Raw genomic sequence first — 23,418 nt, forward strand, 5'->3', positions numbered from 1 at the left:
CTTGCTTGGCAAGGGCTCTTACAAGGGAATGAAGGATAGTTATTTTACGTATACAGAATCTATTATAGTCCGCTTGAATTTCTCCCCACTTTTTGTTCGTCCTTCTACGTCAATGGTAATGTTATACACTTCATCTCGGTTATGGAATGGAATTAACTGTGATAAGTTTGGAGTACCTTGAACGGTGAAGTTCTTCTTATTGGATGGGTTATTCGATTGGGTGATCTCGTAAGTAGCCTTTAGAGAATTTTCTTCTACAGAATGACTATTTGCTTGTAATTGATAAATCATTTCATTAGTTTCAACGATTCTAGTATTCGAACGATATGCCAATTTAGTTAGGGAATCAAAGGTTGCGACTAATAGGTAGGCGTCTTTTTCTTTAGCGGTTAATTGTAAGGACCATTCTCCACTTTCTGGCTTATCAAGTAAAATGACATGCTGGATTGCACCTAAGAAGATGCCATCGTTTAATTTGGTTGATTTCATGGTAGGGGTAGTTATTTTTCCAGAAGGTGAAACGAGTTTAATATCTGCGAGATAATTGGAGGTCATTAGGTTTAAAGATAGGTTGTTTACATCATTTTCTACTGTAATAGTTATATTGTTTGCTTTGTCGGTATTTAGAGGTCCTCCATCAACCCAGTGGTTGAAGCTTGGGGTGTTTTTATCTACTATATCCATGATTTGCTTAGTTGGCGAACCATAGGACGTGCTATTGAATAAGTAAGGTAGAAAAATAGGGAATGTTATCCCACTCCTGATGGATGTATGATTCCAGTCACCAATCGAAATCTGCTGTCCTCCTGGTAAAGCACTGCTCGCCGCAGTGACAACGCCATCATTTGCTCCATATTGGGATAGATACACCCCTCCGAACCATGTAGAAGAAAATACAGAACCCCAGCTTGTTCCACCTAATGTGTAGTAATGATTATGGTATGCCCTAGGTTCATTATCGATTTGACTTCGAAAATTTGCCATATTACCCATTTGCAAGGCATATGTACCATCCCCCTGTGCTCCAAGCAGATTAGCTAGCCAACCTGCTCCTGAGCTATAAGCCAAATCTGCTAATTGGGAGCCATGATGTGGACTAGATAGGGTGATGACATTATCTACATATCGCCAAGCATCATAATAAGTTAATGCGGTCTGGGTATCTACACCGCCTTTGCTATAAGCGACGACTGTGATTTTCTTTCCCCCAAAGTGATTCGAGATTTCTGCTATTTTTCCCGCAAGTAGTGCACCATTATCCCACATATCTGCAGAAGCACCACCAGCATCATATAGTTGGATGAAGGCTGTTTGATAGCCAGCATCATAGGCGGTTTGGTACATATCATTGTCAGTCCAAAAGATTTGGGCAACATTATTTAGTCCTGGGACAAAGAGTAATACAGGATTATTGGGGTCAAGATTTGGTGGTGTTTCACCGCTATACCATTCACCTGGTGTTTCCGTGTTACCATTGTTAGCTTTACCTGTAATAGAGAAGTTTAGCTCAGATTGGTTGTGTGGAGTAGGATCAGATATTTCCGTTGGTTGACTCGTTTTGGCAGTAGTGGATAACGGAAGTGCTAAACCAAATGCAAGCATACAAATGATAAAGACCATCGAAAGCTTTTTACACATTCTATCCCTCCTCATAAATAGTCCTTTTTCATCTTATTCCGATGAAAAAGGATTCATGAGGGAAGGAGGTTGGGAAAGTTGATAGACAGATAATAGAGGGATAGGGTCATATATAAAATGCTAAAATAAACTACTTAAACCAACCTTTTTTTCTAAACCAAAGAATCATCATGAAACTAATGACCAGCATAAATAAAAGCACGATAAAGTAGCCATGATGCCAATTCAACTCTGGCATGTTAACAAAGTTCATCCCGTAAATACCAACAATAAAGGTTAGTGGTGCAAAGATAGAGGTAATAACGGTTAGAATCTGAATTACTTTATTTTGTTGATAAGAATTTAAGGAAATGAAATTATCTCGAATATCATTGGTAATATCTCGATTAGAATCAACCATTTCTGACAGTTTTAATAGGTGGTCATAAATGTCAACAAAAAATTCTCGATGGGTTTGAATCTCCAGATGGTGGGAATTTAGAATTCGATAAAGTAAATCACGCATAGGATGGATAGCATGTCGTAACTTTAACAATTTATGTCTAAATTGAAATAACTTATCTAATTCAATATGCATCGAAACACCATGTGGGTTCTTTTCAACTTGATTAATATCATCCTCTAATTCGTAAATAATCGGGAAAAAATTATCAACAACTTTATCAAATATTTCATAGAGAACACGATATTCGTCCCACTTATTCATGCTGTCAAGGTTTATAAAGGTGTTCCAGACTTGGTTAACCTCCATCAAATCATGGCGGTGGACTGTCACGATATAATTTTCTCCAATGAAAAAATTGACTTCAAATTGGTCATAATCATCAGGACCAATAGTATGGGTTACGATTAAAGAAAAATCATCATAGTAATCAAGCTTTGGGCGTTGTTGACCATGGATACAATCCTCTATAGCTAATGGATGAAAATGTAGTACAGTATCAAGCTTTTTGATTTCCTCTTCTGTAGGATGATTAAAATCAACCCACCACCATTTATACATACTAAAGTCAACCTCGTCGATTGATAAGGAAGTAATTCTTTCGTTTTTCTCTGTTATTGCAATGACTTGAATCAACGTTAGTACTCCTTCTTCAGAAAGTAGCTTTTATTTAAAAAGTTTGCTCTCAACCACTACATTTATGTATGATATAAATTTGTGTGGTGAATCATTTATTACGAATTAGATAAAGATATGGTTGACGGACAAGTGTTTGAGGGGAAAAGGAGTCGGAGGTTTTGAGAATTTATACTGTCTTAAAGGCGTTAAATAATAATGTCATTATTGCGTTAAATAATGACAACCAAGAGGTTGTCTTAATTGGAAAAGGGATTGGTTTTAACAAGAAAAGAAATGATATTATTCAGGAAGATACAGTTGAGAAGCTTTTTGAACTCCGTAATAAAGCGGAACAAGAAAATTATAAAAAATTACTGCCTAGTATGGAGGATTCGACACTAGAAGCTATTATCACCGCTATAGAAATGATTAAACGAAGGTCAAATACATTAATAAATGAAAAAGTGCATGTCGCCTTAACCGATCATATTTTATTTGCTATTACGCGCTTAAAGCGAGGAATGGAAATTACGAATCCATTTTTATCAGAAACAAAAGCACTGTATCCTTTTGAATATGAACTTGCTTCAGAAATAGTAGATAATATGAACCAGTCTCTGGATATCCAATTGCCAGAGGGAGAAGTAGGATTTATTGCCCTGCATGTTCATAGTGCCATTACTGAAAAATCCTTATCTGATATAAGTGTATACTCTAATTTACTTTCTCGGTTAACCCATACGATAGAGGAACAATTAAAGATAGACATTGATCGAGAAGGAATTGATTATCTCCGCCTAGTACGTCATATTCGTTACACAATTGAACGTGTTATAAAAGGGGAAAAAATGGAAGAGCCTATGAAGTTAGCAAATCTATTGAAAAACGAATATCCTGTATGTTATAATCTGGCGTGGAAGCTTATCAAAATGATGCAGCAAACGTTAAAGAAACCTGTATATGATGCAGAGGCTGTTTATTTAACCATGCATTTACAGCGTTTAGTAATTAAATATGATTCATAATCTTACGTGTTACTGATTCGATCAGGCATGAGTAGAGAATTGATGAAATGAGAAGAAGTGGGAAAACTATCCCTAACTTCTTGTTTCCTATCTCTATTCATGCCTTTTTTGTTTGTCTAACTTATTCTTTATCGTTTGCTGGGACAAGATATGTTTGATCATAGAGGAGGATATTTATGTTTAAAAAGGCTTTTGGTGTTTTACAAAAGATTGGTAAAGCACTTATGCTGCCTGTGGCACTGTTACCTGCTGCTGGTTTATTACTAGGGCTAGGTAATGCCGCTCAGCAAGAAACAACACTTAATTATCTGCCATTTCTAAATGCTGATTGGATTCAGCTAACAGCATCTGTTATGGAGGACGCCGGTAATATTATCTTTGCTAACCTGGCATTAATCTTTGCGGTTGGTGTTGCAATCGGTTTGGCAGCGGATGGTGCCGCGGGACTTGCTGCTTTAGTTGGTTATTTAGTAATGAATCAGGTTATGGGATCTTGGATTGGTGTAACCGAAGAAATGATTGCAACCGATCCGAGTTATGCAAGTGTATTAGGTATACCAACCTTGCAAACAGGGGTATTCGGGGGAATAATAGTCGGATTAATTGCCGCCTTTGCCTATAATCGATTCCATGATATTGAAATGCCTTCATTCCTTGGATTCTTTGCTGGTAAGCGTTTTGTTCCTATTGCGACAGCAGTATTTTCATTCATTGCTGGATTAATCTTAATGCTTATTTGGCCACCAATTCAAACAGCGATGAACAATGCTTCGTATTGGTTGATTGAAGAAGGAACCTATTTAGCTGTATTTATGTTTGGATTTATTAAACGTTTATTAATTCCGTTTGGCTTACATCATATTTTCCATGCGCCATTCTGGTATGAATTTGGTTCTTATACCACTGCTGCTGGAGAGATTGTTCGTGGAGATATGACGATTTTCTTCGCGCAGTTACGTGATAATGTTGAAATCACAGCCGGTAATTTTATGGCTGGGGAATATCCTATTATGATGTTCGGACTACCTGCCGCGGCATTAGCTATGTATCATGCTGCTAGACAAGAACGGAAAAAGCTTGTTGCTGGTTTATTAGCTTCAGGGGCTTTAACTTCATTCTTAACGGGTATTACCGAACCATTAGAATTCTCATTTATGTTTGTATCACCATTTTTATTCTTAATCCATGCAATCTTAGATGGATTATCATTTATGATTATGACCTTCTTAGGTGTTAATATTGGTTATACATTCTCTGGTGGGTTTATTGACTTTGCCCTATTTGGAATCTTACCTGGTAAAGAGCCTTGGTGGCTAGCCATTATAGTTGGGGTTGGATTTGGTGTCCTTTACTACTTCTTATTCCGCTTCTTTATTAAGAAGTTTAACTTGATGACACCAGGACGCGAGGAAGTAGAGGAAACTACTGAATCAAAAGGTGAAGCAGGAGACCTAGCGTACAATGTATTAGAAGCTATGGGTGGACAAGGAAATATCGCGCATTTAGATGCTTGTATTACAAGACTACGTGTATCGGTTAATGATATTGGCAATGTAAATAAAGATGAGTTGAAAAATCTGGGTGCTGCGGGTGTGCTAGAAGTTGGGGATAATATCCAAGCTATCTTCGGTCCACGCTCTGAAATTATTAAAGGGCAAATGCAAGACATTATGTCTGGTAAGAAGCCTCGCCCAGCGCAGAAGGTTGACCTAGATAAAGAAGTACAGCAACAAATAGAAGAAGTGAATCCGGAAGCGTTACAAAATACCAATGTAGAGGAAGAATTTATTGCGCCAATTAAAGGTGAAATTGTTCCAATCACGGAGGTTCCTGATCAAGTATTCTCTGGGAAAATGATGGGGGATGGATTTGCTATTAAACCAGTTGACGGGCTAGTTGTTTCACCGGTTAATGGTAAAGTCATCAATGCATTCCCAACAAAGCATGCTTTAGGAATTCTATCTGAAGGTGGAAGAGAAGTTCTGATTCACTTTGGCTTAGATACAGTAAATCTAAAAGGTGAAGGATTTGAACTATTAGTAGAAGAAGGCGATACCGTGCAATCTGGTCAGCCACTATTAAAAGTCGATCTAGCTTATATTGAAGAACATGCGACATCATCTATTACGCCAATTGTTTTTACAAACTTGAAAGAAGGAGAACAGGTTGTAATAGTAAAACAAGGTAGTGTCTCCATCGAAGAAAAAGGTATTGTTAAAATAGAAGCAAATTAATGTAAATAAGAGAGGGAAAACGGGATGGTCATGCTATCCTGTTCTCCCTCTATATTTAAATATAGTCTAATCACTATTCAGTTGATAATGGTAATGTGACAGATACAGAAGTCCCTTCGTTAACTTTAGAATCAACTTGAACTTCTCCTCGATGAGCAACCGCAATTTGTAACGCTATACTCATTCCTAAGCCAGTTCCTTCAGTTTTTTCGTCTGTATTTGTTCCACGATAATAACGATCAAATAAATGTTGTTTTGTTCTTTCGTCCATCCCAACTCCATCATCTTTAATCGTAAGCTTTAGTTGATTAGAGGTAGTTTTATCCAACAGAATCTCAATTTTTGTTCCGATTGGATTATGTTTAATCGCGTTATAAATAAGATTATCAATTAGTCTTTCAAACAGGCGTTTATTAATCTCGACCTCAACATCCTTTTCTAATGGTGCAAAGGATAAGGAGTATTCCTCAATCGTTCGATCCTGTTTATACTTCTGAATTAATTCATTCATAAATTGGTTTATCTTTCTTTTCTGTAAAAGTATGGTGGCAGATTCGTTTTTCAATTGGAAGTTCAACGTAAAGTCTTCAATGAGTCTAAGCATATACTCACTCTTATTCTTAATGGTTTCACCAATTTCAGCCAATTCTTCCTTCGACCAATTATACTGACTACTTTCTAGTAAATTTCCATATCCTTGCATGGTTGATAGTGGTGTACGTAGGTCATGAGAAATCCCTGCCATCCACTCCTCTCTTGTCCTCTCCAATAGTTCTCTTTCTTTTTTGGAACGGTCTAGTTTTTCAGCCATTTCATAGAATGCCTGGAATACTTCCTTAAATAATCGATACCTGATCTTAAGCTTCCCATTTCTTTTGTAAACCTGTTTCTTTTCTTGAGCAGTTAGTACTTCTCCGTACTCTTGATTTCCCATCCTACTCAACCAATTCGAAAAGATAAAGAGCGGGTGACCATAGCGAAAACCATTCCATATGGATATCATGATGGTAATAAAAAGTACGATGATTCCTGTAATAGCAAACGCAATACCGAGGTCGTGATATTGCTTTAACTCGAGCTCTTTAGCATTATCATTTGGAGTATAAAGTACCCATAATGTATCGGATTCGGGATCTTTATAGAAATTTTGGTTAGTAGGGAATGTATTCGGGGAAGACTCCCTTAAGAATACATTTAAAGGTTTCTCTTTAACCTTTAAATCGTTACCGATTGTCAGAAGAAGCGTTTCATTGGAATCAAAAATCTCCAACTTCCCATTACTCTCGCTAAGTATCCTTTCCACTTCTGGAATATGAGAATCTGGAATTTGACCATTCTCTCCGTAATCTTCGAGGATAGTTTGCAATAAATGGTTCCCGAAATCTTCATAACCTAAGAGGAATAAATAATTATTTTCATAAAAAGTTTCCAAATAAAAAGCTAAGGAATATCCATTTATCTCCTTTGTTTGCTTCATCGTAATTAAATTATATTGACTATAATGATTCGGAATATCTTCGGGCACGTTTCCTGACTCTGTTACATTCCCGTTCTCATCTATAATTTGTACCCATACCTCCTGTTCTTTTAAATTATCGTCCCATCCCTCTGCCATCTGTAAATCACGTAAGGAATTTCCCGTATCCATGGAAATAGATTCGAGCATGGCTTGATAATAATTTTGTTCCGAATAATCCTTCGTAAAGAAAATAACTGCAAACATCAACGTAATCAAGATAAGAAATAGCATCGTTGCAGCTATTAAAATAAATTGAAATAAAAAATTTAGAAATAACCGCCATCTTAACTTTTTCATGATGAAATTTCCTTTACAAGCTTATATCCAAGACCTCGAACAGTAACTAAGTATTCCGGATTACTTGGATCTAGTTCAATTCTCTCTCTAATTCTTCTAATATGTACGGAAACCGTATTATCATCTACATATCGATCGAATCCCCATACCGCTTCTAATAAAGCGGATTTCGAAAATACGGTATTGGGATATTTGCAGAAATAAAGTAATAGTAAGTAGACTTGTGTCGGACAACCAATTACTTGTCCATCTACGATTAATTCACCAGCATTTTCATCCAAGACAAATCGTCCATAATCATACCGTTTAGGATGACTGGAATCACTACTAGTATCTGACTTTGTTTCAATTCTTCTCATATGTGCTTTAATTCGAGCTGCAATTTCTAGAGGATTAAATGGCTTGGTGACATAGTCATCACCACCTGTTGCAAAGCCTGTAAGTACATCTAAGTCCGATACTCTAGCGGTCAGGAATAGTATATAAGCATTGGACCGCTGTCTAATGGTCGGACAAAAATCAAAGCCACTTCCATCTGGAAGCATGACATCAAGAATAATAATATCAATCGTATGATTTTCTATAATTTTTAACGCATCGTTACCTGTGTGGGCTTTATAAATATTATGGAATCCTTCTTTTTTTAACATTGTTTCTAACATGGTTACAATTGATTGCTCGTCATCGACAATTAAAATCGTTGTATTATCCATCCTTGTCCCCCTATGTATGAAGCTTTAATCCACTTTATGATACCATTTGAAGTTTACCATTAGTTGAACAAAATACGTAAAAATTTATCCAATGGTAAATAAACGTTCAATTGAAAGAAACCTGTTGTTGTTAAGATATTGATAGAGCTTCGTAGGAACTTTAACAAGCGTTTGGTGAAATTTTACCAGCGCAAAATTCTGATGAACAAGGCAAGGAGGAGAAAATTTGACAAAAACAGCAATGAAGTTAATTAATCTGCAGAAATCTATTGGAAAGAAACAAATTATTAAAGGGTTGGATTTTGAAATTCAATCTGGTGAGGTGTTTGGATTTCTCGGACCGAATGGAGCTGGTAAAACTACAACCATTCGGATGATGGTAGGTCTAATGAAAATCTCGAACGGGGATGTGCAAATATTAGGGAAAAGTATAAAAGACAATTATAAAGAGGCGATCCGTGAAGTTGGAGCCATTGTAGAGAACCCAGAATTATATCCATTTATGACAGGATTACAAAATTTAAATCACTTTGCACGTATGATGCCAGGAATAACGAAGGAAAGAATTCAAGAGGTTATTTCATTAGTAGGACTGGAGAAAGCAATCAATCAAAAGGTTGGGAAGTATTCACTTGGGATGCGTCAACGCCTAGGAATTGCGCAAGCATTATTACATAATCCATCCGTATTGATCTTAGATGAGCCTACAAATGGACTTGACCCAGCTGGTATAAGGGAGATTCGCCAATACATTCGGAAATTAGCTACAGAACACAATGTTACGATTATCATCTCAAGCCATTTATTGTCCGAGATAGAACTTATGTGTGACCGGATTGGTGTTATCAAGAATGGGGAACTTGTAGCGATTCAGTCTGTCAAGCCGTCTACAAATGTAAAAGATTCTACCATCCAGGTGCAACTTGAAGGAAAGCCTGCCAAAAAGGCTGTTGAACTCATTCAGAATGTTCATCATATAGATACTCAGTTTGAGAATGGCTTGGTAAAATTCCAATGTCCTAAAGAACAAATCCCAATCCTCATTCAAACATTGGTAAAAGAAGATATCTCTATATACCAAGTAGAAGTATCGAAAACGTCATTAGAGGATAAATTTTTTGATTTGATAGGGGAGAATACAATTGGTTAAATTTTACAGGCTAGTTCATAATGAAGTACAAAAAATATATATACAAAAATCGACCTGGGTTATGTACATCCTACTCGCTTTAATTGTTTTGGTAGGGGCAATTATCAATCTTACTACAGATTTAGTTGTAAAAGATTATGATGAGAACAATTGGAGAGAGGAATTACAAGCGGAGAATACGGAACTCATGGAGGAAATAGAAGAGATTGGGCTCCTTGGTGATATTAATACGAGTCTAATTGAACAAAATAATTATTACTTAGAACATGATATTCAACCGCCTGGATATGGAGCATGGCAATATGTACTAGAAAATGTATTTCTAGTTTCGCTTATTAGTTTATTTACGATCATTGTTGCAGCTGGAATTCTTGCAAATGAGTTTAAGTGGGGGACCATTAAACTGATTCTAATTCGCCCTATTTCTAGAGCAAAAATACTATTATCTAAGTATGTCGCAGTATTGTTATTTGCTATTTACACGCTTATTTTTCTCGTTATCTTTTCAGTAATTGTCGGAGCATTATTCTTTGGTATTGATGGTCTTAACCCATATATGGTAGTGGAAAAAGCAAGTGGCCTAGAATACGCACCAATTATAAAAGAAGTAGCGGTAGGATATGGGCTAAAAGTTGTGAATCTTGTTATGATGGCTACATTTGCCTTTATGATATCTAGCATCTTCAGGAGTAGTGGAATTGCAATTGGAACAGCAGTGTTTTTAATGTTGGCAGGTAATTCGATTGTCTTGTTCTTTGCGGAGCATAGTTGGTCTAAATATATTTTATTTGCCAATACAGATTTGAGCCAATATTTAAATGGTAGTGAACCTTTTATTGAAGGAATGAGTTTAACGTTTTCTTCTATCGTACTGGGTATCTATTTTGCTATATTTATTATTGCTTCTTGGCTTGTATTTACCAAGCGTGATGTAGCTAGTTAATGGATTGATTATAACCGTGTTATCCTATAGAGTAAACACCCCACCTAATTAATAGTAAAAACCGCCGACTACGTACATAAAAGTAGTCTAAATTGGAAAAGCTAATGAAAAGTATAGAAATTGGTGGGGTGAGTAGGATTAAAATAATTCGATGCTTAGTTATTCTTACTGTATTATTTTTTGGTGCTCAACAAATTGTTATGGCTGAAAGAATTCCGACAACAACGGAAGAACATAATTGGCAGCAATCGAGTGTGCATTATGATACCATTTTAGTGGGTGAGCATGAGTACACGTACTGGAAAAATTTTATGAAGCGTAAACGAACATGTACCATCTCACACCGAATAAAAACGGTTGTATATTATTGTGATATCCATAATCATACGAAAGTAGAAACATTTTTAGACGAGGTTATACATAGTGAAAAACATCGAGATGGGCATTAAAAATGAGAGCCATATGAATGGTTCTCATTTTTTTCTGGTTGAAAGCATACATATATCGCAGAAGGAGTTAAAAATTATTGGCCTTCCTCAATTTAATATCTCGTATAATTTATTAAGATAATGAAGTAATCCATTCTCTTCGTACGTGTAATCAGTTACTTCATCTGCTTGTGCTTGTACACGGCTATTGGCATTTTTCATCGCAACAGCATGCCCAGCTAATTCAAACATAGCCAAATCATTCTCCCCATCACCTACTGCTAATAGATTATGTTTGGACATATTATACGCATCCAGCAATAATTGCATACCGGTTCCTTTTGATATACCAGCTACCATCATTTCCACATTATGTCTTGATGAAGATGACATGGAGAAATTTTGGTCTTTTTTTAGCTCGATTAACGCATTTTTCCATCGATCAATTTTATTGATATCCATACTGAAGAAATATACTTTAACTATATTCGCGTAGCTTAACTGATTAACCCAGTAAATATTTTTATTCAACGCTTCCTTTCTAGAATTCCATTCGTTGACAAGCAGTGTCTTTGGGAATTCTTTTTTTAGCTCAGAAGCAAAGTATGCTTTATCTTCTTCTAAGGCAAAGCGATTTTCCTCTTCTGGATGTACCTCATAGTAAATTCTATCTTTCCGCGCATTGGCAATAACTTTTTGAAGTAAGTTTTCTTCTAAAGAAAATCGTGCTAGTTGTTTATCTTTTGTATATACCCCCATCCCATTTGCGGTCACATAGCCATCTAAATCCAAATGGGCAGGTAAAACATCTGCAATTTCCTTTTTTGTACGACCAGTGGCAACAAAGAGTTTCACTCCTTGTTCTCTGAGCGAATTTAGTTTAATGATTACATTTTCTTCTACCATCCCGCTTTTATTCAGTAATGTTCCATCCATATCTAAAGCTATGGCTTTTATATTCACATTATCTCCTCACATTTCGATTTTACGTTATAGTAGTATTTTGATATACATTCATTATAGAAGATTATTACCGTTGGATGGGGCAGCACTGAGCACAATTCGTGTACAGGGTGTATTACATAGATTGGGGCCAATCGGGATTGAAAGATGAAATGAAAGCGATATACAATTTAAGTAAGAAGTGGAGGGTAATGTCTTGATAGATCAACGCTCCTATTTACTATTTAAAGAAATTACTTCTAATTACCAGATTACGAAATCAGAGGTGATGAGAAAGCTTGGCATAACAGATAGACAACTTCATTATGATTTAGACAAATTAAATAACACGCTGAATAATTTAGAACTACCAGAAGTTAGTTTAGAAAATAGTCTATTTCATGTTCCTGGAGTATTGAAAGAAAGGATTTTATCAGGATTTTTGGCCAATGTGGACTCCAGTATGTTTATCATTTCTGAACAGGATCGAGTATTTGCCATTTATCTTTATACGTTCATTCGCAAGGAAGTAGTATCGAATTACCATTACCAGCTACTACTTGGTGTTAGTAAAAATACGGCATTAGCGGATGTAAAGCGTGTTAAGAAATTATGCGAGGAATGGAATTTGGAATGGGTTTATTCAAGAGCAGAGGGGTATCATGCCATCGGAAGTGAGATGGATAAGCGAAGACTTGCTGCATACTGTAGTGATATGTTGACTTCACAGCCATTAGGAAAAGAAATCGTAATAATCATATTAAAAAGCTGGGGATTTGAGAATGAAATTGTCCATACCAAATGTATTGTAGATGAATTTATCCAGAAAGAAAATATCTCGCTAGTAAAGAGTAGAAAAAAAGAAATGATAACACGACTAACCTTTTTTCGGGCTAGAACTCCTAAAGAAAATCTAACCTTTAAAGATTATGAGAAAAGTATTCTAGGTAGACAAGATGTGTATGAAGCGGGTAAAAAACTAGCAGCCAGATTATTTCCAACTGGAACCATAGAAGAAAGTTTTTTTGTTACGTTACAACTTCTAGTGTCCTTACAAGAAATGGATACAGTTGAAAATCCTACTCTTCTAGAGCTTGCTGATAGGATTATTATGGAGTTTGAGAAGGTTACATTGTTACCAATAGAGAATAAAACCTTTCTAAGAAAGAGTTTGTACAATCATTTAGTACCAGCATACTTCCGTATCTCCTTTGGCATCCCTTTGGTGAATCCATTGAAAGAGCGGATTCAGGAGGATTACAAAGATCTATTTGAATTTGTGCGTAAGGCGCTATCTCCACTTGCTATGTGGACAGGAAAGACGATAAGTGACGAAGAGATTGGTTATTTCACACTTCACTTTGGTGGTCATATAACCAAGGATAGAAGGCAATACAGAGAAAGATTACGGGCACTAATCATTTGTGCTAATGGGATTAGCTCTTCCATGATGCTAAAGGCGCAGTTAAGTCAGATGTTTCCAGATATAGAATTCTCGAGTACCCATTTCTTGAAGGATATGTCACCAAGAAATTACGATATGATCTTTTCAACAGTAGAAGTTCCATCGACTGGAAAGCCAACCTATGTTGTTCCTTCACTGCTATCTCAAGTAGAAAAAAATTATCTTATTCAACAGGTTACCAGTGATTTCCCAAGAATGAACGTTAAGAATATCTCAGTGGATAGGATTATGGAAGTGATTACAAAATATGCCAAAATCCATGATGAGGATCGTTTATTCTCTGAATTAGTTAACCTACTCTATTTAAAAAACACAGATAAAGGGAGATTTTCACCAATGCTTTCAGAATTACTAACAGAAAATATGATTCAATTTACCGATCAAGACCTCAACTGGAAAGATGCCATTTCTTATGCATCAAAGCCACTGTTAGAGTCAGGTAATATCGAACAAGGTTATGTAGATGCCATGATTCATAATGTCGAAGAGGTAGGAACGTACATTCACATCGGCAAAGGTATTGCCATCCCACACGCAAGACCGGAGGCTGGAGTGAATCATATTGGTATGTCATTCCTGCGAACAACTAAACCAGTTCTTTTACTGGATAAACAAGAGCACGCAATTGATATTTTCATTTGTATTGCTGCAATCGATAATGAAGCTCATCTAAAAGCATTATCTCATTTAACTAAAATTCTAGCAGATGATAAAAAGCTTACTTTATTAAAAGGAGCTAAGACTGCTGAAGAGGTAATCCATATTATAAAAGAGGGGGAAGAATAATGAAAATAATGACAGTATGTGGGCATGGTTTAGGAACAAGTTTTATGGTGGAGATGAATATTAAAAATGTACTACAAGAACTAGGGGTAACAGGTGTCGAAGTCGAGCATTCGGATTTAAGTTCTGTATCGCCTGGTGATGCAGATGTATTCTTTCTAGCAAAGGATATCGCAGAAGGTGGTTCACAACTTGGTGAAGTAGTCATTCTTAACAATATTATTGATATGGATGAATTAAGAGAGAAAGTTACAGCGCTTATGAAAGAGAAAAACTTAATATAATATAATTTAAACCAATAGGGGGAAGAGCAGCATGAATTCGTTTTTAAGTACGTTAGTTGATATTTTAAGCGAACCAGCAATTCTAGTTGCATTAATTGCAATTGTTGGATTATTACTACAACGTAAGAAATTATCGGATACGATAAAAGGTACAACGAAAACCTTTGTTGGGTTCCTTGTTATCTCTGCTGGTGCTGGTATCTTAGGTACTGCACTTGAACCATTTGGAGCAATGTTCCAGGAAGCATTTAATGTATCTGGGGTAGTTCCCAATAATGAGGCAATAGTTGGATTAGCTCTAACGGAATATGGTACTACTACGGCTCTTATTATGTTTTTTGGTATGATTGTAAACGTTTTAATTGCTCGAATCACACCTTTTAAGTATATTTTCTTAACAGGTCACCATACCCTTTACATGGCATGTATGTTAGCTGTTATTATGGCGGTAGCTGGTTTTAGTACACCGCTATTAATTGCGGTTGGTTCTGTTGCATTAGGTATCATCATGACGTTATCACCTGCCATTCTACAACCATTCATGCGCCAATTAACTGGCAATGATAATGTGGCATTAGGTCACTTTAGTGCTGTTGGTTATGCAGTTAGTGGTTTAGTAGGTAAGGCAGTAAAAGGGAAAAAAGAGGTTGTTTCGACTGAAAAAATCAATTTTCCGCAAGGATTAGGATTTTTACGTGATAGTACGGTTAGTATTGCATTAACTATGGCAATTATTTATATTATCGTAGCATTATTTGCAGGTCCTACATTTATTGAAGCGCAATTAAGTGACGGCACAAATTATATCGTATTCTCGTTAATCCAGGCTGGGAATTTTGCAGCAGGGGTATTCATTATTTTAGCCGGGGTACGATTAGTATTAGCTGAAATTGTTCCAGCATTCCAAGGTATCTCCACAAAACTAGTACCTAATGCAAAGCCGGCACTTGATGTACCAATTGTATTTACGTATGCCCCAAACGCGGTATTAATTGGTTTTTTCTCTAGCTTTATTGGGGGTATTGTATCCATGGTTGTAATGGCCTTTACAGGTAGTGTCATTATTTTACCAGGTGTTGTGCCTCACTTCTTTACAGGTGCCGCAGCCGGGGTATTTGGTAATGCTACTGGTGGAGTTCGAGGCGCTATACTTGGCGCATTCGTTAATGGAATTATCATCTCGTTCTTACCAGTATTCTTAATGCCAGTACTTGGAGATCTAGGATTTGCAAACTCTACCTTCTCCGATGCTGACTTCGGTGTAGCCGGTATTTTCTTCGGATCACTTGCGAACTATTTTGGAACAATTGCCATAGTAATTAGCTTAGTAGTTATTCTATTGCTTATGGCAATACCTTATAAAAAGAAAATAGCTAAAAATTAATAATAATGGTCCGTGACCCGAATCCAATTTAGTATTGATAGGAATAATCTGGATTCGGGTCTAACCATTATTTTGGATACATAATTACAGAACACATAAGAAATGGAGGAATAATGGATGACAATTACAGAAAAAGCACGATCTGAGCTATCGATTAATACGATACGTACGTTGACGCTTGATAGTGTAGAAAAAGCGCAGCATGGACATGCCGGTATGCCTTTGGGGGCGGCACCAATGGCATATACACTATGGAAAAACTATTTATCTGTTAACCCGCTAAACCCAACTTGGGCAAACCGTGATCGGTTTGTTCTTTCAGCAGGTCATGGTTCGAATCTGTTGTATAATTTACTTCATTTAACAGGATTTGATATTACAATAGACGATTTAAAGAATACAAGACAATGGAATAGTAAAACTCCAGGACACCCGGAGTATGGTCATACCCCAGGAGTAGAAGCCACTACTGGCCCACTTGGTCAAGGCATACCAGTAGCAGTAGGGATGGCTCTTGCGGAAAGATACTTAGCTGAAGTCTTTAATCGTGAAGATTATCCGATAGTCGATCACTTCACCTATACTATTTGTGGTGACGGTGATTTAATGGAGGGTGTTTCCTATGAAGCAGCATCACTGGCAGGACATCTTGGCTTGGGGCGTCTCATTGTCCTTTATGACTCCAACGATATTAGCTTAGACGGTGATCTCCAACATTCGTTCTCAGAAGATATTCAAAAACGTTTTGAATCGATGCATTGGCAGTACATTCGTGTTGAAGATGGTAATGATATAACGGAAATAAAAGAAGCACTAAACCTAGCACGAATTGAAGAGCTGCGTCCAACCTTAATCGAAGTGAAAACGGTAATCGGTTATGGTTCCCCTTCATTACAAGGTACACATAAGGCACATAGTAATCCATTTGGAAAAGAAGAGATTAAACGCACGAAAAAACACCTCGGATGGAACTTTGAAGAGGAATTTTATGTTCCAGACGAGGTATATGAGGATTTTCGGTCTATACGTGAAAATGGAATACAAAAGGAAAAAGAGTGGAATCAGCTATTGGCTAAATATGAAGCGGATTATCCTATTGAAGCTCATGAATTTAAACGGATAGTAAATAGAGAATTACCAGATAAATGGGATGGGAATCTCCCTAACTTTGCTGTAGGACAATCAATTGCGACAAGGGCCTCAGCTAGTAAGGTGTTAAATTCTTTAGCGGATAGGTTTCCGGAACTTGTTGGTGGTGCAGCTGATTTACACTCTTCTACTCTAGCTAATTTAATTCATTATGGTGATGTTAAACCTGGTAGTTATGGTGGAAGAAATGTGTGGTTCGGTGTCCGAGAATTTGCTATGGGAGCAATTGCTAATGGGATGGCACTGCATTATTTAAAACCATTTGTAAGTACATTCTTTGTATTCTCCGACTATTTACGTCCGGCAATTCGTTTAGCTGCTTTAATGAAATTACCGGTAACTTATGTATTTACGCATGATAGTGTGGCAGTTGGAGCAGATGGACCAACTCACCAGCCGGTTGAACATCTTGCGTCGCTCCGTGCCATGCCTGGAGTATCTATTATTCGACCTGCTGATGCCAATGAAGCAAAAGTCGCTTGGAAGATAGCCATATCATCCACCGACAAGCCTACCATTCTAGTATTAGGGCGCCAAGGACTCCCTACACTGAAGGAAACTAGTAAACTGGCAATGAATGGAGTGACAAAAGGAGCATATGTTGTATCTCCAGTAGCAGATCCTTGTGGAATCATCATTGCAACAGGTTCTGAAGTGAATTTAGCATTATCTGCACAACAAGAACTTGCAATGGAAGGTATTTATGTCAATGTAGTAAGCATGCCATCTTGGGATCTTTTTGATCAACAACCAGATGAATATAAAGAAACTGTTCTTCCAAGACAACTAACGAAACGGCTTTCTGTTGAAATGGGTTCCAAAATTGGGTGGAAAGACTATGTTGGTTTAAATGGGAAAGTGATGAGTATTGATAAATTTGGTCAATCAGCACCAGGCGAGGAAGTGATGGAGAAATATGGTTTCACGGTGGATCATGTTGTAGAGCAATTTAAACGTTTATAATGATTAGTGCCAGATACTATATATGCTCCAAGATAGTACTGGCACTTTTGTTAGCATCATTATTATTTGGTTGGATCTCTTCTCTTATCAGTCTTTCTTGTTATACGGTTTGGTGTGGATTCCTCTGCAATTTCGGTTTGATATCTTCCTCTAGTTAGTGGACGGGTACTCTTTTCATCCGGTCCTTTTTCTTGCATGTACGCATGTAGGAAGGGTTCGGTGATTGTAATGAAAAAAGCTGCGAATAAGGAAGCTAATACGATAGGCATGTCCGTTTGAATAAATATAATCCCAAGCATTGCCAACGTTACAAAAGCTAAAAAGAAATCAGAAATACTTGCTACGACATTTCCAAAACGTCTTAAGATAAACAAATCACTAACAACATATGCAACTGCAGTGGTTAATACACTGATAATAAATAAATTAACTAAGGAAGCATCATAAAATATGCCAAAAATCGAAAAAACGATAATCATATTTATGATAAACTTAATCCCAAGTGCTTTTAAATTCATTTAACGAAACATCCTTTCAGGAGAGTTAATATAGAATTGGGAAATTACACAAGTGCTGGTAGTAGTATTTGGCAAACTGCCTGAAAATATGATATCAATAACAAATAAATATCCTTAGATGGAGGACTACCTTATGAAATTTTTTGCCGTTTTTTTACCGATGAAGGATGAAGAGAAAAGTAAACAGTATCGCGAAGAACACTTACAGTTTTTACAGGAGAAACAAGAGGAAGGCTTTATTTTTGCAAAGGGACGATTTGTGGATGGAGCAGGTGGATTAGTAATATATAAAGCTGATTTATTAGAACAAGTAGAAGACATGGTGAAAAAGGATCCTTATGTTCTAAAAGGTGCAAGAGGCTATGAAATTCATGAATGGGAAATGACACAAGCATAAGAAAAGGCCAAAACGAACTGACTCGTTTTGGCCTCTCATTAATCTCTGAAGGTTCGCTCTGTTTAATAACCTCTTGCCACTTGCCGTTGATTATCCATTATTTTTACTACAATTGATTCTGTTAGTCGCCTTACTGCTTTTGGAACTAATGTTTTTAAAATAGGATTAATGACAGGTCCCATCAAACCTTTTGCTGTTATGTTCAAATTTCCAGTCATCTCGGTTTGGAAGTCTGTTATCGTTCTTGCTTCAAAATACCCTCTACCCGTTACATTTTCACTTAATCCCGTTAACGTAAAACTTACTGTAGTTGGCCTTTTCCACTCGACAATATCAATTCTCATACTAACTGTCTTCTGTAGCTTTCCAACATCTCCTTTAAATTTCCAAGTGGACTGCTTTTCATTGAGAACCTTGTGCTCGATATAACCAGGGACCAGTGGAGCCCATTTGTTCATATCGCTGACAAATCCCCATACAACTTCAATAGGTACATCTACTTCTTTTGAAAATGAACCTCCAGGCATGCCAATAACCTCCTTTAATCCATGTTACCAAGTATATTAGCAATATCATTTTTTATTCGAGAAAACTGCAATTTAATCGGTTATAGGACAAGTTACCTAATGAAAATGTCGAATGATGTTGAAAAAAAGAAATTAATTTGTTTTCTTATAAATTAAGCGGTCTAAAATAAAATTATCCTATAAAAATTTCCCTTAAAATGTATGATTATTAGCTTTTTCTTGTCGAATTAGGTCAAAAATACTAAAAATCGCAATTGGAAAAATTCTATTGTCTTTGTTTATGATATAACCAAGGAAGAAAGGAGGGGGTAAAGTGAACTATAATGAATTTTTAGAGTTAAAAAGGAAGGTGGAGCAACACGAAAAAACAATTGTACAACTTCTTGAAATTATTGCCGCTACAAACCGTCGCCTATCCGAAATAAAACTATTGAATACACTCTAATCTTCTCATTCTTACTACATAATCCAATAAAATCCCTCAATCCTCCTCGCAAGGCATCCTCATCATGTCAAAATAAATAAGAATCAGTCGTCCCCCGATTGATTCTTATTCCACATTATTTTAAGTTTAGTCGAATAATGCCGAATACTGTTGTGTTCCCTCTTGAGATTGTCTCCTTAACTTGGTAAAATTAATAGGTATAAATTTAAGGAAGAATTAAATAAACTACTAGTTAGATAACATAGTAGAATTGGAAATATGAGGAGATACTGCCATGTGTGGTTTTGTTGGATTCGCAACCAAGACAATTGATATAGATAAAGCAACCGTTATACAAGAAATGATGAATACTATTGGGCACCGAGGTCCAGACAGTGACGGCTATCATGTAGATGGAAATGTTACATTAGGCTTTAGAAGATTGCAAATTATTGATTTAACACCCGATGCTAGTCAGCCAATGTTTAATGAGGATAACTCGATTGCCTTAATTTTTAATGGGGAAATTTATAATTACCAAGTTTTAATGGATGATTTGAAGGAAAAAGGTCATGTATTTAAAAGCCAAAGTGACACAGAGGTAATCATCCACGGTTACGAAGAATATGGAGTAGAAATCCTTCAAAAGCTTCGAGGAATGTTTGCTTTTGCATTATGGGATAAAAGAGATGAGTCGTTATTTATCGCTCGTGATTTCTTTGGTATTAAACCTATGTATTATACACAAAATACTACTGATAATTCTTTACTTTTTGGATCAGAAATTAAATCGTTTATGAAATTCCCTGGTTTCCAAAAGGAATTAAATAAAAAAGCATTAAAGCCATATTTAACGTTCCAATATTCTGCGCTTGATGAAACGTTCTTTAAAGGAGTTTACAAGCTTAGACCTGGTCACTATATGATTTATAAGAATGGTGAAATGGAAATTAACCAATATTGGGATGTGCCATTTGAAACAGAGGAAAATTCACTAGAATACTATGTTCAACAAATCAAAGAAACAATGGAGGAATCTGTTAAGTACCATCGTATCAGTGATGTGAAAGTGGGATCCTTCTTATCTGGTGGTGTGGATTCTAGTTATATTACAGCACTTCTAAAGCCAGACAAAACCTTCTCAGTCGGTTTTGAGGATTACGAAGGTATTTTCAATGAAACTAATATCGCTGCAGATCTGTCCAAGCAATTAGGAATTGAAAATCATAAGAAAATAATCAGTGCAGATGAGTTCTTTGATATCATTCCTACGGTTCAATATCATATGGATGAGCCACAATCTAATCTTTCTTCTGTGCCGCTATATTTCTTAGCAGAGCTTGCAAGTCAGCATGCAACAGTGCTTCTTTCCGGAGAGGGTGCAGATGAAATTTTTGGTGGGTATGCATGGTATGAAACATCAAAAGAAATGCGTGCCTATGAGAAAATACCATTTATTTTCCGACGCATTTTATCTAATATTGCCAAGAAACTTCCAGAAAATCGAATTACTACATTCTTCGTAAAAGGTGGTCAAAAGGTTGAGGAGAAGTTTATTGGCCAGGCGAAGGTATTTGATGAGAAGGATGCCATGAGAGTCCTAAAGGATGATTATAAGGATGCACCAACTGCAGTTGAAATTGTACGTGAATCCTATGAAAGAGTTCCAGGTAAAGACAATGTGACGAAGATGCAATATGTCGATATGAAGCACTGGTTACCTGGAGATATACTATTAAAGGCAGACAAAATGAGTTCTGCACATTCTATTGAACTTCGCGTTCCATTCTTGGATAAAGAAGTGATGGAAATGGCAGGAAAAATTCCAGCACATTTAAAGGTAAATGATATTGATACAAAATATGTTTTACGTAAAGCAGCAAATGAAGTATTACCAGATGAATGGGCAAATCGTCCAAAGGTTGGATTTCCTGTACCATTCCGAGAATGGCTTAAACAATCGAAGTACTATAATAAAGTGAGAGAAGTTTTTGAATCTGATATTGCGAAACAATTCTTCCATACGGATATGTTATTAAAGTTTCTGGATGAGCACTATCACGGGCAAGCTAACCGTGCTCGCTATATTTGGACGGTTTATGTATTTTTAGTGTGGTATAAACGTTTCTTTATTGATATGGAGGACTAAGCTAGCAGTTTTATATGATGATGAAATCAGAGCATGGTAGGGAGTTGCTCATAGGTGAAACTTATCATTAGAAATTCGATACTCTTCTTTTTTCTGTTTTTAAGTATTATTCTTGTCGTGTTAAAAGGCGAAAAGATAAATGCTTTTGTCTCTGAGGTATTTGATAAGAATGAAGGAGTAATAACCATTGTGAGTATCGATGCTCAACAAGGCTTTCCAATTAAAGATGTTACATTTCAACTGCTTGATTCAGAAACAGAAGAAGTTCTAGCAGAGCTCACTACCGGAAGTGACGGTGTTGTACGGACTAATGACCTTCCACAAAATAAAACTTATCAAATTATCCAAACGGATATTTACTGGCCATATCAATTAAATACAGATCCTCAAACCATAGCATTGTTATCGGAGGAGGAAGAAATTGCTATAGAGAATAATGTTCATCCCTCCGTTACCACTTATGAACGAACAGATCAAGATGAAGTCGTTGTGACTGAAATGAATTTATCGGTAGATACTGTGTTACAAGAACCAGAGCTACCGAATGGTTGTGAGGTTACCTCATTAGCTTCCGTTTTACATTATTATGGGTATGAAGTAGACAAAACGGTACTTTCTGATAAGTATTTACCAAAGATTCCCTTCGAGGTTAAGAATGGTAAGCTATATGGTGCAGACCCATATAATGCTTATGCAGGTGAACCAAGAAGTAGAAACCAAGGGTTCTTTAGTTATGCCCCACCTATTATAGAGACAGTCAACCGCTATTTTAAAGAGGTGGGGGGACATCATAAAACAGAAGACATAACAGGAAGTAGTCCGGAAGAATTGTTAAACAATTATGTTCAGGAAGGGATTCCAGTAGTTGTTTGGACTACGATTGATCTTAAGGAGCCATTATTTAATTATTCTTGGTATGTGCATGGGACTGAAAAATCAATCGATGTTATCCGAAATTCGCATACGGTAGTGTTGACTGGATTTAGTGAAGAGGAAGTATTTGTAATGGATCCGTTAAAAGGAAATGTATCCTATCCGATGGATCAATTTTTTGAAATTTATAAGAAAGCTGGAAGCCATGCAATGGTTGTACGGTAAAGAAAACCACGGACTATGTGTTGTCTGTGGTTTTTTTACGTTTACATGTATTTACTAGAATATGGAAAGGAATAAATCAGAAAAGAGGATGGGACAAAACTATTTCTAACATAGGATAAACCAAACATTAAAGTTAGCGCATCAGAACCGCCCCGGAAATATACTTGCGGTTGCTTCCAGTACAGGGGGCGACATCTGCTCGAAAAGACCTCGCAGTGTCTTCTTTACACTTTATCACAGTATAAGTGCGACATCTGCTTGAAAAGACCTCGCAGTGTCTTCTTTACACTTTATCACAGTATAAGTGCGACATCTGCTTGAAAAGACC

The 23,418-nt window shown here is 36.6% G+C and carries 20 protein-coding genes; 13 read left to right on the top strand and 7 right to left on the bottom strand.

Annotated features, from left to right (window positions below; translation table 11 throughout):
• Window positions 1–39 precede the first annotated feature (39 nt).
• Window positions 40–1,638, bottom strand: coding sequence for an esterase/lipase family protein (locus KGF86_RS15450; protein ID WP_211742391.1), 1,599 nt, complete (start codon window positions 1,636–1,638; stop codon window positions 40–42).
• A gap of 130 nt (window positions 1,639–1,768) precedes the next feature.
• Complete coding sequence (gene corA, locus KGF86_RS15455) at window positions 1,769–2,716, bottom strand: magnesium/cobalt transporter CorA (protein ID WP_211742392.1); 948 nt, start codon at window positions 2,714–2,716, stop codon at window positions 1,769–1,771.
• Window positions 2,717–2,877: 161 nt separating this feature from the next.
• Between corA and glcT the strand changes: the two genes are divergently transcribed.
• Together glcT and ptsG are read left to right on the top strand one after the other, a co-directional pair.
• On the top strand, window positions 2,878–3,723 hold the full coding sequence (glcT, locus tag KGF86_RS15460; RefSeq protein WP_186870449.1) for a glucose PTS transporter transcription antiterminator GlcT: 846 nt from the start codon (window positions 2,878–2,880) through the stop codon (window positions 3,721–3,723).
• Between the two features lie 176 nt (window positions 3,724–3,899).
• A complete protein-coding gene (gene ptsG, locus KGF86_RS15465; protein ID WP_211742393.1) occupies window positions 3,900–5,957 on the top strand; it encodes a glucose-specific PTS transporter subunit IIBC in 2,058 nt (685 codons plus the stop codon).
• Between the two features lie 73 nt (window positions 5,958–6,030).
• Here ptsG and KGF86_RS15470 read toward each other — a convergent pair whose 3' ends face one another.
• Together KGF86_RS15470 and KGF86_RS15475 are read right to left on the bottom strand one after the other, a co-directional pair.
• Window positions 6,031–7,773, bottom strand: a complete 1,743-nt coding sequence (locus tag KGF86_RS15470; protein ID WP_186870447.1) for a sensor histidine kinase — start codon at window positions 7,771–7,773, stop codon at window positions 6,031–6,033.
• Window positions 7,770–8,486 (bottom strand): response regulator transcription factor, encoded by a 717-nt coding sequence (locus KGF86_RS15475; protein WP_211742394.1) that lies wholly within the window; start codon window positions 8,484–8,486, stop codon window positions 7,770–7,772. The genes KGF86_RS15470 and KGF86_RS15475 overlap by 4 nt, the downstream gene beginning before the upstream one ends.
• Window positions 8,487–8,712: 226 nt before the next feature.
• On the opposite strand from KGF86_RS15475, the gene KGF86_RS15480 reads away from it, so the two are divergent.
• The 3 genes from KGF86_RS15480 (at window position 8,713) to KGF86_RS15490 (ending at window position 11,028) form a co-directional block, all read left to right on the top strand.
• Complete coding sequence (locus KGF86_RS15480) at window positions 8,713–9,636, top strand: ABC transporter ATP-binding protein (protein WP_186870445.1); 924 nt, start codon at window positions 8,713–8,715, stop codon at window positions 9,634–9,636.
• Window positions 9,629–10,579, top strand: coding sequence for an ABC transporter permease (locus KGF86_RS15485; RefSeq protein WP_211742395.1), 951 nt, complete (start codon window positions 9,629–9,631; stop codon window positions 10,577–10,579). The genes KGF86_RS15480 and KGF86_RS15485 overlap by 8 nt, the downstream gene beginning before the upstream one ends.
• 104 nt (window positions 10,580–10,683) lie before the next feature.
• Window positions 10,684–11,028 carry a hypothetical protein gene (locus KGF86_RS15490; protein ID WP_186870443.1) on the top strand — a complete coding sequence of 115 codons (345 nt, stop codon included), beginning with the start codon at window positions 10,684–10,686 and terminating at the stop codon, window positions 11,026–11,028.
• Between the two features lie 87 nt (window positions 11,029–11,115).
• On the opposite strand, the gene KGF86_RS15495 is transcribed toward KGF86_RS15490, so the two are convergent.
• Window positions 11,116–11,970 carry a Cof-type HAD-IIB family hydrolase gene (locus KGF86_RS15495; protein WP_211742396.1) on the bottom strand — a complete coding sequence of 285 codons (855 nt, stop codon included), beginning with the start codon at window positions 11,968–11,970 and terminating at the stop codon, window positions 11,116–11,118.
• Window positions 11,971–12,166: 196 nt separating this feature from the next.
• Between KGF86_RS15495 and KGF86_RS15500 the strand changes: the two genes are divergently transcribed.
• The 4 genes from KGF86_RS15500 to tkt all read left to right on the top strand — a co-directional run bounded on the left by KGF86_RS15500 (window position 12,167) and on the right by tkt (window position 17,977).
• Window positions 12,167–14,200, top strand: coding sequence for a BglG family transcription antiterminator (locus KGF86_RS15500; RefSeq protein WP_186870441.1), 2,034 nt, complete (start codon window positions 12,167–12,169; stop codon window positions 14,198–14,200).
• Complete coding sequence (locus KGF86_RS15505; protein WP_186870440.1) at window positions 14,200–14,481, top strand: PTS sugar transporter subunit IIB; 282 nt, start codon at window positions 14,200–14,202, stop codon at window positions 14,479–14,481. Before KGF86_RS15500 ends, KGF86_RS15505 begins: the two co-directional genes overlap by 1 nt.
• Window positions 14,482–14,512: 31 nt before the next feature.
• Complete coding sequence (ulaA, locus tag KGF86_RS15510; RefSeq protein ID WP_186870439.1) at window positions 14,513–15,865, top strand: PTS ascorbate transporter subunit IIC; 1,353 nt, start codon at window positions 14,513–14,515, stop codon at window positions 15,863–15,865.
• 117 nt (window positions 15,866–15,982) lie between these two features.
• The gene (tkt, locus tag KGF86_RS15515; RefSeq protein ID WP_186870438.1) at window positions 15,983–17,977 is read left to right on the top strand and encodes a transketolase; all 1,995 of its coding nucleotides are present in this window, start codon (window positions 15,983–15,985) and stop codon (window positions 17,975–17,977) included.
• Between the two features lie 62 nt (window positions 17,978–18,039).
• Here the strand turns inward: tkt and KGF86_RS15520 are convergent, their stop codons facing one another.
• Window positions 18,040–18,495: a YndM family protein gene (locus KGF86_RS15520; protein WP_211742397.1), complete on the bottom strand. Its 456-nt coding sequence runs from the start codon at window positions 18,493–18,495 to the stop codon at window positions 18,040–18,042.
• Window positions 18,496–18,628: 133 nt separating this feature from the next.
• On the opposite strand from KGF86_RS15520, the gene KGF86_RS15525 reads away from it, so the two are divergent.
• The gene (locus tag KGF86_RS15525; RefSeq protein WP_186870436.1) at window positions 18,629–18,892 is read left to right on the top strand and encodes a YciI family protein; all 264 of its coding nucleotides are present in this window, start codon (window positions 18,629–18,631) and stop codon (window positions 18,890–18,892) included.
• Between the two features lie 62 nt (window positions 18,893–18,954).
• Here the strand turns inward: KGF86_RS15525 and KGF86_RS15530 are convergent, their stop codons facing one another.
• The gene (locus tag KGF86_RS15530) at window positions 18,955–19,419 is read right to left on the bottom strand and encodes an SRPBCC family protein (RefSeq protein WP_186870435.1); all 465 of its coding nucleotides are present in this window, start codon (window positions 19,417–19,419) and stop codon (window positions 18,955–18,957) included.
• Window positions 19,420–19,732: 313 nt separating this feature from the next.
• Here KGF86_RS15530 and KGF86_RS19520 point away from each other — a divergent pair, with 313 nt between their 5' ends.
• The 3 genes from KGF86_RS19520 (at window position 19,733) to KGF86_RS15540 (ending at window position 23,090) form a co-directional block, all read left to right on the top strand.
• Window positions 19,733–19,864 (top strand): hypothetical protein, encoded by a 132-nt coding sequence (locus KGF86_RS19520; RefSeq protein ID WP_255488135.1) that lies wholly within the window; start codon window positions 19,733–19,735, stop codon window positions 19,862–19,864.
• A 274-nt stretch (window positions 19,865–20,138) separates the two neighbouring features.
• Window positions 20,139–21,992, top strand: a complete 1,854-nt coding sequence (asnB, locus tag KGF86_RS15535; RefSeq protein WP_186870434.1) for an asparagine synthase (glutamine-hydrolyzing) — start codon at window positions 20,139–20,141, stop codon at window positions 21,990–21,992.
• A gap of 54 nt (window positions 21,993–22,046) precedes the next feature.
• Window positions 22,047–23,090, top strand: coding sequence for a C39 family peptidase (locus KGF86_RS15540; protein ID WP_186870433.1), 1,044 nt, complete (start codon window positions 22,047–22,049; stop codon window positions 23,088–23,090).
• The last annotated feature ends 328 nt before the right edge of the window (window positions 23,091–23,418 follow it).

Origin of the sequence: Ornithinibacillus massiliensis (assembly GCF_018310345.1) — a bacterium.
In the GTDB taxonomy this organism is placed as follows: Bacteria; Bacillota; Bacilli; order Bacillales; family Amphibacillaceae; genus Ornithinibacillus; species Ornithinibacillus massiliensis.